This is a genomic window from Terriglobus sp. YAF25, assembly GCF_052113305.1.
GTDB lineage: Bacteria > Acidobacteriota > Terriglobia > Terriglobales > Acidobacteriaceae > Terriglobus.
This window is the reverse complement of record NZ_JBFRCY010000273.1, coordinates 1-12,089: the sequence shown is the minus strand read 5'-3', so window position 1 is coordinate 12,089 and position 12,089 is coordinate 1. Positions and strand designations below refer to the sequence as shown.

The 12,089-nt window shown below is 57.0% G+C and carries 12 protein-coding genes; 10 read left to right on the top strand and 2 right to left on the bottom strand.

Annotated elements, in window-relative coordinates:
* Positions 1-1,225 (bottom strand): putative bifunctional diguanylate cyclase/phosphodiesterase (locus tag AB4043_RS12905; RefSeq protein ID WP_442307221.1); only part of this gene is annotated, 1,225 nt, incomplete at its 3' end.
* A gap of 316 nt (positions 1,226-1,541) precedes the next feature.
* On the opposite strand from AB4043_RS12905, the gene AB4043_RS12900 reads away from it, so the two are divergent.
* From AB4043_RS12900 to AB4043_RS12870, 7 genes are all read left to right on the top strand, one after another.
* A complete protein-coding gene (locus tag AB4043_RS12900) occupies positions 1,542-2,726 on the top strand; it encodes a diguanylate cyclase (RefSeq protein WP_442307220.1) in 1,185 nt (394 codons plus the stop codon).
* Positions 2,727-2,781: 55 nt separating this feature from the next.
* Positions 2,782-3,015, top strand: a complete 234-nt coding sequence (locus AB4043_RS12895; RefSeq protein WP_442302189.1) for a KTSC domain-containing protein — start codon at positions 2,782-2,784, stop codon at positions 3,013-3,015.
* Positions 3,016-3,089: 74 nt separating this feature from the next.
* Positions 3,090-3,386 (top strand): prevent-host-death protein, encoded by a 297-nt coding sequence (locus AB4043_RS12890; RefSeq protein WP_442302190.1) that lies wholly within the window; start codon positions 3,090-3,092, stop codon positions 3,384-3,386.
* Entirely contained in the window at positions 3,383-3,790 is a 408-nt protein-coding gene (locus AB4043_RS12885) for a putative toxin-antitoxin system toxin component, PIN family (RefSeq protein WP_442302191.1), read from the top strand. Before AB4043_RS12890 ends, AB4043_RS12885 begins: the two co-directional genes overlap by 4 nt.
* A gap of 569 nt (positions 3,791-4,359) precedes the next feature.
* Positions 4,360-5,154 carry a YncE family protein gene (locus AB4043_RS12880; RefSeq protein ID WP_442307219.1) on the top strand — a complete coding sequence of 265 codons (795 nt, stop codon included), beginning with the start codon at positions 4,360-4,362 and terminating at the stop codon, positions 5,152-5,154.
* Complete coding sequence (locus AB4043_RS12875) at positions 5,154-6,731, top strand: hypothetical protein (RefSeq protein WP_442307218.1); 1,578 nt, start codon at positions 5,154-5,156, stop codon at positions 6,729-6,731. Before AB4043_RS12880 ends, AB4043_RS12875 begins: the two co-directional genes overlap by 1 nt.
* Positions 6,732-6,938: 207 nt before the next feature.
* A complete protein-coding gene (locus AB4043_RS12870; RefSeq protein WP_442302193.1) occupies positions 6,939-7,802 on the top strand; it encodes a phosphatase PAP2 family protein in 864 nt (287 codons plus the stop codon).
* A gap of 574 nt (positions 7,803-8,376) precedes the next feature.
* Here AB4043_RS12870 and AB4043_RS12865 read toward each other — a convergent pair.
* Entirely contained in the window at positions 8,377-8,625 is a 249-nt protein-coding gene (locus tag AB4043_RS12865; protein ID WP_442307217.1) for a hypothetical protein, read from the bottom strand.
* Between the two features lie 395 nt (positions 8,626-9,020).
* Here AB4043_RS12865 and AB4043_RS12860 point away from each other — a divergent pair, with 395 nt between their 5' ends.
* The 3 genes from AB4043_RS12860 to AB4043_RS12850 form a co-directional block, all read left to right on the top strand.
* A complete protein-coding gene (locus AB4043_RS12860; RefSeq protein WP_442307216.1) occupies positions 9,021-9,815 on the top strand; it encodes a hypothetical protein in 795 nt (264 codons plus the stop codon).
* Positions 9,745-10,923, top strand: coding sequence for a hypothetical protein (locus AB4043_RS12855; protein WP_442307215.1), 1,179 nt, complete (start codon positions 9,745-9,747; stop codon positions 10,921-10,923). Before AB4043_RS12860 ends, AB4043_RS12855 begins: the two co-directional genes overlap by 71 nt.
* Before the next feature lie 284 nt (positions 10,924-11,207).
* The coding region (locus tag AB4043_RS12850) for a GAF domain-containing protein (RefSeq protein ID WP_442307214.1) at positions 11,208-12,089 on the top strand (882 nt) is incomplete at its 3' end.

Sequence of the window (12,089 nt, the reverse complement as noted above, 5' to 3'; positions counted from 1 at the left end):
GTTCCAGGTTGCCGGGAGCGACCCTGTATTTCTCCAGGGTCGAGATGATCATCTCCACGAGATTGTCCTGCTGAAACTGGCGCGGAGAGAGATAGACGGCGAAGCGAGGGCTGTACTCGAGGGAGGAGCGCAGGGCGTTGAGCTCGCGACAGGCAGTTTCAAGAACCCACTGGCTGAGGGGGACAATAACGCCCGTTTCCTCGGCGACGGGAATGAACTTAGCCGGAGAGATAAACTCACCCGTCGGCCTACGCCAGCGCAGAAGAGCTTCCATGCTGACGACTTCGCCTGTCTGCAGGTCGAACTCCGGCTGATAGGCCAGCAGGAACTCGTTGCGTCCGAGCGCATGGCGCAGATCGTTTTCAAGTGCCAGCCGCTCCAGCAGGGCTTTGTCGACTTCCGGATTGAAGATGCGGAAGTCTCCTCGTCCCGCGGCTTTGGCGCGGTCGAGTGCGGTGTCGACCTTGCGAAGCAGGGTTGATACATCGGCGCCGTCATCCGGATAGACGGCTACACCGATGCTGGAGGTGATATGAAGCTTGTGGCTGCCGACGGTCAGCGGCTCCGAGACGGCATGAAGGATCTTTCGGCAGATCGTGGAAAGAGCGCCTTCCTGTTCGATCTTTGGCAATACGGCGAGGAACTCATCGCTGCTGATGCGGGCCAGGGTCTCGCGTGGACCGACGACAGTACGCAGACGCTGCGCTGTCTGCCGCAGGATCAGATCGCCTACTTCATGTCCGAGCGTGTCGTTGACGCCTTTGAAACGATCCAGATCGACCAGGGCTACGGCAAACCTTCCTTCCGGGCCGCAGCGACGGATGCTGTTGCGGATACTGATCTCCAGTTGCGACCGTGTCTGYAGACCGGTCAGGGCATCGATCCCGTTGGAAGCCTTACTGCTGGCCTGCTTATCTATCAGCAGGGCGACATTGCCTACGGCGACTCCGCAGCCCACCATGGCGACAACCAGCGAAACTCCCAGCATGATGCCCGGGTGCCGTGTGCCGAAGCCGCCGGCGGGAGAGAAGGATGCCAGATGGTAGAGCGACCATATGGCGCAGGCAAGCAAGGCACCGCCGATGGTAGCCAGAAATTGGCGCCTCTGCGGAGTCAGATCGGCGCGCCTCGCGCTCAGGCGCAGCAGCCAGCATGCGAGCAGCAGGGTGGCAAGCACCAGCACAGCCCAGAACAACATGGTTACTGTCGAGGGGCTTTCAGGCATTCGGGCTCATCCCGTTTTTGGTCTCCACATCGAAACTGCATTGGCACATTTGGACCACGCGGCTTAGGCTCTGCAGGATACGGAAAGGCGACTGCCTACCAGATAGATTGCCTCCCGGAAAGATCCGATCGGGCGGGCGGTTCTCATCATATGTTATTTCGGAACAGAGAGAAGCCTGGGAACCAAATCGGCTTCCGAGGGGCGGATTACCAAACTGGTACTGGAGTGAAGGCCCCTTGCATTGCTACAATCTCGCTGTCCGCGACCTGCGGCCTCACCATCAGGCCAGTTTTCTCTGGGGGTGGCCGCTCCTGCCATGAATACGTACAACCTCTTGCTGATCAATGCGCTTACCATGCTGGTTTATGCTGCGGGGCTCTGCTCGCTGCATATCAGCTACCGGCGGGCGCGCGGCATCTGGTGGTTCATGGTGTCGTGTGTTGCCGCCGGCGCCTCCAGCGCCCTGATTGCCGGACACAACCTTTTTCCCAGGAATCTTCATCTCGGCCTCAGCATGCTGCTGTTGCCGGTGAGCCTGTGGCTGCGCCATACGGGCTTCGCCGAGTTCCTGCATGTCAAAACCCGTCATCTATGGACGAATGCTGTCCTGGTCGCGCTTTATGCCGGTTTTCTGATGAGGTTTGTCGTGCTGAGGAATGAGCCGCTCCGCGGCTTTCAGCTACTCTCAGTGATTCTGGCGATTCAGACCGCGCTGAGTGTCGAAGTGCTGCTGCGCTTCGGTATTGAAGAAAACCGCCTGCTGCGCATCATTACAAGTATCGTGATCTCCCTGGTAGCCCTCTTCCGGCTGTTCTGGCAGGTAGTTGAGATACGCTCCAATGTCCTGGGAGTCTCCGGCGAATCCATTGCTCACGCGCAGTGGCCGGTCAATATGCTCTTCAATGCAGCGACGATCTTCTGCTTCGTGGGGATCTTCGTTAGCCAGATGGGGCTGGACCTGCGTGAGATTGCCAGCACCGATGCCCTGACCGGAGCCTTGAACCGCCGTGCTCTCGAATCCCAGGCCGCGCGCGAGATGGCCCGCTGCCGCCGCTACGGCTTTCCGCTGTCAGTCGTGGTTTTGGACCTGGATCACTTCAAACTGCTGAACGATACCCACGGCCACAACGCCGGTGACGCCGCTCTGTGCCTGGTGGTGCGTGACCTGCAATCGGCGCTTCGCGGGACCGACCTGCTATGCCGCTCAGGTGGTGAAGAGTTTCTGATTCTGCTGCCGCATACGGATCACGCCACCGCGTTACACCTGGCCGAACGCCTGCGTAAGCGCATCTCGCAGATCGTTGTGCCGGTAGAAAACAAGAAGGTCGGCGTTACCGCCAGCCTGGGGGTGGCGAGCTGGAACGGAGCTGCCGAAAGCTGGACGACGATGGTGAAGCGTGCCGATGCCGCGCTCTATATGGCGAAGAATGCCGGACGGAACCGGGTCGTCACGGGAGAAGAGCATCCTTCGTCCACGGAGACGAGCGAACAGTTAGCTTAGTTCATACATCCGTTTCCGGAACCTGTCTCATCCATGGTGGGGGTACTCCTGAAAGATGAGGCGGCGAGCGGTGGAGTCGGAGAGCATCGCCTCGATCGGCTACAACGCGAGCCGGAACGAGCTAGAGATCGAGTTCCGCCAGAGCGGATCGGTGTATCGGTATTTCGGGGTGTTACCCGAGGAATACATCGAATTTATGGCAGCCGAATCGAAGGGAACCTATCTCAACCAGGTGTTTAAACCCAGAGAGCATCGGTATATCGTGGTGCGCGAGGGCCGCCAAAGGTAGGTGCGCAGCGCATTCCCTCGGGCATTTGCTCAGTGTAGCCAAAATGGCTACACTGAGGTTTCGGAGGCATTTTTATGCGACAGGTGTCTTTACGGGAATTCCGTACGCGAGGCTCAAAGGCGCTGAAAGAGATACCACAGGGCGAGACAGTTCTGCTGGCTGGGCAGGATGGTCCTGTCTATTTCCTTGTCCCGGTGCTCGATGATGTGATTGCGGAAGACCGCGAGCTTCGTAGGGCGCTGGCAAAGGCCAGCCTGCGTAAGAGTTGGAGACTCGCAGATAAATCCGGAGCTTCGAAGTTGAGCGAAGAGGAAATCAAGCAGGAGATCAAGACTGTTCGTTCTCGCCGTATTCAACGAAAGAACAAATGAGGCTGATCGTTCTCGATACGAATGTTGTAATCTCCGCTGGCATTAACACCGGTGCAGCTCCTGCACTTGTGATGGATTGGGTGCTGGAGGGGCTAGTTCAGACTGTGACTAGTCCGTGGACCGTAGCTGAATATCGAGAAGTCGCCCAGCGGGAAAAGTTTCGTCGTTATGGTTTCCCCCCATTCTGGCTGGAGTTCCTGATTGCTGAAAGCCTGCATCTGTCCGACCCGCCGGCTTGGCCTCTCCCAATGCCAGATCCAAAGGATGCTCCATTTCTTTCCCTTGCCCATATGGCAGGTGCGTGGCTTATTACTGGTAACTTGAAAGATTTTCCAGTTTCAGCCCGGCGCGGAGTTATGGTGCTTTCACCGACGGAATACCTGAATCGGTTGACCGAGGGTTAGAGAGAGAATTCCATCAAGCGGAATTTCGTAGTGCAAGTTGCAGATGATGCACACGGTGGGCCAGTTTTGCCGGCACCCAACCCACGATGCGTGGATCGTTGTGCCACCGCCGGAGTTCATCATTCATATCAAGTTGTGGTGATATATTTTTGCCGAGCTCGACATGAGATTCAGGCGATGGACAGCGGTATTCCGCCGAAATCGTGTGCGGGACGGAACAGAGCCGGCAATACAGCTCCTAAGTTGTGTAGATCGAATCCGATCGCTGGAACGACCGTGAGATTGCCGCTTCGCTTCGGGGCAAGGGCAAAAAACAAATATCTCGTTCTCTGCGGGATGCAAGCAGTTGAAGAGGAGACTCGATGGAATTCGCAAGGTCTAGGCAAATTGGCGTTCTGGCTGTTTCTTTACTCCTAGGTTCGGCGTTTTCCCTCGGTCAAACGGCCCCTGCGCAGGCAGGCAGTTCCGATTTCAACACCGCGCCGCCGAAGGATGAGGCGGTTGCGGCCGGAAAGGCTACGGCTTCCGGGCATGGGGCAGTATCCCAATCAGGCGGTCCGAACCGAACCGTGGGACTGCAGCAGGATGGTTCGATCGTCGCATCGGACAACCAGACGCTGACCCCGRCCGGCAAGATTGTTGAACTCGGCTCGCCCGTACGCGCCAAGGCGATTGCGCTCAATCCAAATCGAGCAATTCACAGCGCTGCCGTGCTGCTGATGGGGTCGCCGCAGCCGATCATCGTGTTCGACACCGTAACCGGGAAGGTTCTGCAGCGCTTCATTCCAGCGGATGCAGCAGCTCCCCCAAAAGAACTGACTGCGGGTTCTTTCACAGGCGTCACCTACTCCGCCGACGGCACGAAGCTACTTTTCAGCCAGGACAACAACTACGTCGTCATCGCGAATGTAAACCGGCAGACAGGCTTGTTGACCAACGCTCAAAGGGTCAGTCTGCCTGCGCCGCCTGCCGACGGACGTCCTTATCACAATGCGAAGTCCATCAATCCTGGCGGCATTGCCTTTTCTGAAGACAATAAACGCGCCTATGTGGCGTTGAATGTCACGAACACGCTCGGCGTAATCGACCTGACGGCGTCTCCTGCCAGGCTTATCAGTCAGATCCCTGTGGGCAATGTTCCGAACAGCGTTGTGGTTAGGGGRAACTACGCCTACGTCAGCAACGAGGGTGGCCGGCCGGCAACCAGCGCCGACTTCACGAACTACTCTGACGGCACGCCGATCGTGGTCGACCGTAAGGATGCCTTCACTCTCACCGGCACAGTCTCCGTCGTAAATCTCGCGCAGGGCAGGGAAGAGAAAACGATCTCCGTTGGTCTGCATCCAGCCGGCATGAACTTGTAGTGGCTGACGACAAGGGGCTGGGAGCGCGGGAAATCTCGAGCACCAAGGACGGAGTTCCTCACTACAACACCCATTCCGACATGGGCGTCGTGAACCTGATTCCCGAGCCGAATGCCGGCGAGTTGGCGAAACTCAGCAAGCAGGTCTTTGACAACAATCATTGGAACCTGACCACGAACATCGAAGTCGGAAAAGAGTACATCGATCCTCATGCTGTGGCGGTAGCGGTTCCCAAACACATCGGCGAGCCGTCACTCATCAAGCATGTCTTTCTTAYCATTAAAGAAAACCGCACTTACGACCAGATACTGGGTGATGTTGCCTGGGGCAACGGTGCCCCCGCGCTTGCGGTTTTCGCCTCTGCAGTGCCGAATCAGCATGCCTTCGTGAAGCGCTTCCCGCTGCTCGACAACGTCTACGCGCCAAGCCGCCAGTCCGCGGATGGCCATCCGTGGATTGGGATGTCAGGATCGTTCTACTCCAATGACATCTTGTCACCGGACTGGATTCGTTCTTATCCAGGTGGTGGGGCCGACGACCCTCTCACCTACACGCCGAAGGGTTTCTTATGGACAGCGGCGGAAGCGAAGGGACTTACCTCGAAGCTGTATGGCGAGTGGAGCAGCGACACTACCATCGCCCGTAAGGCGGACGGTTCGGCCTACACCTGGCTCGATTTCTATAACACCTCACTGTGCAAGGAAGGTAAGGCGCCGGCTGAGAGCTGCATCGTTCCGGATGACGCCGTCAAAGTAACTTCTTCGATCCCCTCGGCGGCGAAGATTATGGACCCGCACTATCCGCCGTTCAATCTCGACATTCCAGACCAGTACCGCGTCGACTACTGGATCAAGGATTTCCAGCAGCTGGACGCAGCCGGTCAGGTTCCCAATCTGACGATTCTTTGGCTTCCCGACGATCACACCGCCGGCACCTCGAAGGGCCATCCTTATCCCATCAACTACCAGGCAGACAACGATCTGGCTCTCGGCCGCATGGTAGAAGTCATCAGTCATAGCAAGGTCTGGGCTCAATCGGCCATTTTTGTCGAGGAAGACGATTCGCAAGGTGGCGCCGACCATGTTGATGGTCACCGTCAGCCGGTCTATGTCATCAGCCCGTACACCGCGGCTCCGAAGGAGCCTGGGCAGGGCAAGACGATTCACACGACCTATACCGCTGAGAATATCAACCGCACCATCGAGAACATCCTCGGCACGCAGCCTCTCACGCAGTTCGACCTGGTGGCATCGCCTATGTTTGACGCATTCCAGAACACCCCGGACCTGACGGCCTACGACGTCTGTCCTGCGGTGATTGCTCTGGACGAGGGACCCGGTTTGAAGGCCGGCAAGGATGCTTCGGAGACTCCGATACAGAAGGCCTGGTTGAAGGCCACCGCGGAGGTGATGAAGAACAAGTACGACAAAGCGGATTCAGTCGATCCGAACTTCCTCAATCACGTGACCTGGTATGCGACAACAGGATGGGATCGCCCTTATCCAGGCGAAGACAAGGTGCTGATGCCCGGACCCTTCGTCAAGGCCGCGAAAAAGTATCACGACAATGACGACTAGTGTCCTGAGTCAGAAGTTCTTGTCATAAATGTTGTCATCCCGAACGTTCGGGCCCCCAGCCAACTTGTTCGCTAGGGTGATTAGTGAAGGACCTGGTTGGAATCAAACTCCAAGTGCAACAGACACTACAAATAGATTCTTATAGATAGCCGTAGCGGCGCCGTTGGAAAGTGGGAAGATCGGCCGCAGCAAGATCTTGGGAGATCGATGCGAATTTCCGAGTGGATCCAGGCAGGCTTCGCCAGCATATTCGCTGTGGCAGCATGGGTTTACCCGCTTGCTGCCCGCCGACGATTGATCATAACGTCACTTGCCGCAGGCGCAATCTTCGTCATTGCCCTGGGGCGATTGTCCGTGTACATCCTCGCGCCGGTTCAGGTTTCAATTCTCCGTGATTGGCTGCCTGCGGTCTTGATGCTCATCCCTTATTGGCAGACTGGCCAATTCTTCCTCGGACCGAACGAGAAGATTCAGGCCTGGCTCATGCAATCGGATCGCAGGCTATGGAACCTCGCATCGCATACCGGCTGGAGGCTCGGCCGGTTTGCGCACCTCTCCATGGAGTGGGCTTACATGTTGTGCTATCCGCTACCGCTCCTGGGATTGGCGACACTCTACGCGGCTGGACTAAGCCGCGAGGCAGACTCTTTTTGGGCTTTTGTTCTCGTGCCGACGTACCTCTGCTATGCCATCACACCTTTTGTGCCCGCGATGCCGCCTCGCTTTCTCGAATCAGAACATAGGGAATCTCAGGCAACGAAAAGCAGGGTCTTCAATCTATGGATCCAGAAGCATGGAAGCATCCATGCGATTTCCTTCCCCAGTGCGCACGTCGCCACCTCCTTAGCAATATCCCTCTTCCTATTGCATGAAGTCCCAGCCGCAGGGGTCTTTTTCCTGGTCATCTCCTTCTGGATTGCCGTAGCCGCCGTCGTGGAAAGGTATCACTACGCTATGGATGTTGTGCTGGGAGCGGTTTTGACGCTGGCGATGTATCTGGCATGGCTTGCTCATTTGATTCCAAGCACTCTCATCACCGCGCCGGCCACGGCTTTCGTTACTCCACTCTGAGGTCTGTCAGTCTCCGGCGGGAGAAACAGAGAGGAGAGGATTTTTATGCCCACTGGGAGGTTGGGGGCTTCGCCCTGTGCCGCCGGCGGAAAGAACTTCTTCAGAGCCGTACGAGGATCCACCCGAACCATGTCGATCATTTCTACCCGGTGCACACAGGAAACAGTGCAATAAGGAGCGCACGGTTTCTTCGTCCAGTACTCGCGTTCCAGGTCTTCGAGAGTGTACTTCTCCAGTGGAATTGCCGGGTAACCTCGCCGTTGCGAACWGTAATGGACAAGTCCATCTTCACAGATATAGAGGTATCGGCTACCCGCGCGGCATTGCCAGTCGTTCGGCTTTCCGGCTATTAGATTCTTTTGGAATAAGTTGTCATACGAGAATGCCCAGAATGATGGTTTTCGCTCTTTTTGTATCTGCTCGTAAACGGCCCGATCCGCTTCTGGTAATGGCAGCACTTGACCGCCATGATCGTGGATCACTCCAACGGTTGTATCGAAGCCCAGTTCCAGAGCACGTCGTGTAATGATGAGCGCATCTCGGGAATCCTTGACTCCGGCCCCCACAACGGAATTTATGCTGATGGCGAACTGCCGCCGCTGAATGTAATGATCTCCGTTCCCAGGGCGTCGAGAAGATCGATGCGGCGTACCATCTCGCTTGTGGGCACCGGGCTGGAGACTTTGTCATATTCGTTGCAATAGGCGCAGGCGAGATTGCAACGTCGGATTGGGATGATATGGGCGAGGATGGGATGACGGCGTGACTTGAGTGCGCGCGCCACCATGCGTGCGTAACGAAAGCTGCGTGGCAGTGAACGCACTTTTCTAAACGCGCGCGCAAGTCCCATTTCAACCTCGCAGCCTCGAAAAGAATCCGAGAACGCGAATTCAGTCTACGCCCGTCGTGGTTCTTCTGCTGCTGTGATGCGTGGGGTCTGTTCTCCTCCACCCCTGCCCAAAAATGTGCAATTGTTTGCGCACTTTCCTATGCCTTGGTCAACATGTTTTTCGGTCCTTTGTAAAACGCCAGGCCACTGATGCCCATAGATGCGGAATCCCTCCGCCACACCTACAGAAAAAATGCTCTATTGCGAAAGCAGAAGTAAGTTCTCGGTGAATGGCTGCACGCGTGCACCGGCGATGCTGGGCGGGAACGGTTCTGTACGAGGATGGATTCCATCGCTGCTGATGGATCCGAGATTTCCGGAGCAGAAACATGAGAACGATACGGATCGCTGCATCTCTTCTGTTTTGCATCGCCGAGGTGTTTGCCATTTCGCGGACACCAGCGTTTGCCCAGGCTACACAAACGTCCGGCGACTACACTGCCGCGTTGCCTTCTGTCGAGAAGGTCAAAACACAACTCAGAGTGGCGGATCCCACCGATACCGTTGCGCGCCAGGTCGCCGTCTTCACCTACCTGCAGACCTATATCACGCGCATCGTATACGCACGACACTACGGCGGCCCTTTCACCGCCGGTGAGCAGAAACTCATGGGCGACTATGCCCAGGCCGCCTATCAGCTCTCGCAGGATTTCACCAAGAGCCATACACCTGCCGAGGTTAAGACCTTCCAGCAGCTGGAAGGTAAATACGAAGTGATGAACGCGTTGGACTGGATCAAGCAGCTTCAAGGTCAGCAGGCCGCTGACACCTATAAAGGAGCTGAGGTCTCTCTGGCGCAGAGCTACCAGCAGCATGAGGAACGTCTCCAGCAGCAGATGAAACAGGACCAGGGCGGTGGCCGCTCATCCATTGCCGGTGATCCCGTATTGGACCCTATGGGAATATTTGCACGAGCTGAGGCGAACAGAGTAAACGATCCGGAACTGCGGCGCTGTCTGGAACTTGGCAGCAGCCTGGATGCGTGCGAGGGTGTCGGCGCAATTCAGGGCATGGCAAGCATTCTGGTTCCGTTCGCAGAGAAGCCCAATCCGAATGAGCGACGGCTCCATCTCCGGTCCCGGATCTGTGCTTGTCAAAGGGCGCATCATCACCGGCTACACTAAGATCACGAAAACGGTAGTGGTGGATGGCGCACCGGCCGGTCCGCAGGGATATTACTGTAACGGTCCATGCAGCACCAGCTCTTCCGTTCCAAATTACGCTCCGAAGATTGAACGGTGCACTCTCGGCTCCATGGCCTTTACGGCGACGAAGCCGGTCGCCGTGCCAAAGACAGGCATCGGCTTTGTCGACGCAATGACCACGAGTACGCCGGCTGTGACCGGCTTCCGGATGGTGGGTCGTTACCTCGACAATTCCGGATTGACGCTCGAGTTCGAGAACGATGCCGTCATCCTCGACTGCGGCAAAGCTCATGCAAAATCGCCCTACGTCGTAGAGAATGAGCCGGCCGGCTTTGTTGTCCGTGTGCAGAACGGTGGCGGAGCTTTCCCTCTTAGCGTTGCGCCTGACAACACGCTCCGCGGTTCCGGAGCAACGAGCGTGAATGGCAAACTCGTCGCTTCCATCCGCGGCGACATCGTCAACTTCACCCCGCACTCTGAGAACTGCAATGTCGACACATTCTCTGCCCGAAGCAAACGGAACACGATGCCCGCCTCAAGCGGTCCGATTCCGGCCGCGCCGCCGGACAATTCGTCGATGGCTGCCTCTGCAGTAACGCCAGTAGCACACCCCGCCTCAGGCGCGGCCTCCGTGGCCGCCGCCGACCGAGCCGCCGATCGGGTTACAGACCAGCGCGTTGCGTTTCGTGTCCTGCTCGGGTCCTCCTTTTCAGGAACCAACCCGCTTGCAGGCCAAACAGTATTCGTGATGCGCAAGCCTATCGGCAGCGTACTCCGCGAGCTCGGAGTTTCAGTGCCCGCCAATGCCGGTCCCGGCGAGGCTATGAAGTCACTTCAAACGTTGTGCCATTCGCCGCAAGGATGCACTTCGGCCGTTCAGGGCATGAGCCGCTACTACGTTACTGCCACAAAACTGGATGCGTCAGGCAGGGCCACACTCTCCGCACACACTGAGGCGGGCACTTACTTCTTCTTCGCAATCGTCCCCAACTCGGGTGGTTCGCTTGTGTGGGACATCGCCGCGAACCTTGCCGCGGGCGATAACCAGGTCATGTTTAGTACAGAGAATGCGCAGGAGATCCACTGAAGGAGACGGATGAGACGTACGAAATCCAGCAAGCTTGACGGCAGAGCAGACCGCGGAACCCAATCGACAGTGACGGAACTTGAGCCGAAAATTCGTCACTGGCGAACTTCAGTCATTTGAGATCAATCCGGATCTCGGATCGAGGTGAGGTGCGTCCCCATAACGGTCAGGAGCCGATATTGACGACCGCCATGATGCGGTTTGACACTATCCTCAAAGCTTCGATTCTCACAAAACTGGGAGGGCTTTCCTGTCCTTGGTGATGAATCCAGCGAGGAGGGCCAATGGAATCAACGATGCAATCCACCAGTCCGACGCTAGACGCAACGGAGAGAACGGTAGGGTCGCTTTCATCTTCCTACGCAGCGATGCCTCATGTGTCGAGGCTCATTCTTGACGGGACGCCGTTGCCCGAAGTTCTCGCGGCAGTAGCCCAATTGGCAGAGGCTAGCAGAGTTGGCGCACAGTGCTCGATTTGGCTCTTGGAAAGTGGTGGAAGGCATCTCTATTGCGCTGCAGCTCCAAGCTGCTCCGGTTTTACGGAGTATCTGAAGCGGTTCAGTGCCGGCCAGGCAGGCGGCCCTCTGGGTGCAGCGGTTGAACAGCAGAAGCCAATCTACGTGACCGACAGCCGCAGTGTGCCGCAATGGCAACAACATCTGGACTCAATGGCGCCTCTTGAGGCCCGTGCACTGTGGGCACTGCCATTTTTTGCCCAAGGCGGTCAATGCCGTGGAGTCATCGCGATACATCATCGCGAACAACGCAGTCCAGAGCCCTCCGACTTGGAGATCATCGAGAACCTCAGCAGCATAGCTTGCATAGCCGTGGAACATCACCTGAGCGATATGAAGTTACGTGTCGAGCGTGATCGATTACGCCTTCTGCTTGAAATCACTAACAGCATGGCTTCGAAGCYGGATTTGCGCCAGTTGGTCGAGACCTTGTCCACGGATCTTCTCAGGGTGATGCGCTGCGATTTCTGCGCACTGCTTCTGCCCARCCCGGATCGAACCGCCTTTCGACTGACAACCTTATATAACCCGGAACGCCGAGGCATTCTCTGCGACGGCATGATGATCCCAAACTCCGGTTCGATATGTGGTAGACCCTTCCGTACCGGAAAAGCCGAGTATCTTGAAAACTTCCTGGACCTTGAGAAGGAA

Coding starts and splice junctions, on each gene's coding strand:
- AB4043_RS12885 (WP_442302191.1), top strand. CDS start 3,383: ATGAGGCTGATCGTTCTCGATACGAATGTTGTAATCTCCGCTGGCATT.
- AB4043_RS12900 (WP_442307220.1), top strand. CDS start 1,542: ATGAATACGTACAACCTCTTGCTGATCAATGCGCTTACCATGCTGGTT.
- AB4043_RS12855 (WP_442307215.1), top strand. CDS start 9,745: ATGAGCGACGGCTCCATCTCCGGTCCCGGATCTGTGCTTGTCAAAGGG.
- AB4043_RS12870 (WP_442302193.1), top strand. CDS start 6,939: ATGCGAATTTCCGAGTGGATCCAGGCAGGCTTCGCCAGCATATTCGCT.
- AB4043_RS12895 (WP_442302189.1), top strand. CDS start 2,782: ATGAGGCGGCGAGCGGTGGAGTCGGAGAGCATCGCCTCGATCGGCTAC.
- AB4043_RS12890 (WP_442302190.1), top strand. CDS start 3,090: ATGCGACAGGTGTCTTTACGGGAATTCCGTACGCGAGGCTCAAAGGCG.
- AB4043_RS12860 (WP_442307216.1), top strand. CDS start 9,021: ATGAGAACGATACGGATCGCTGCATCTCTTCTGTTTTGCATCGCCGAG.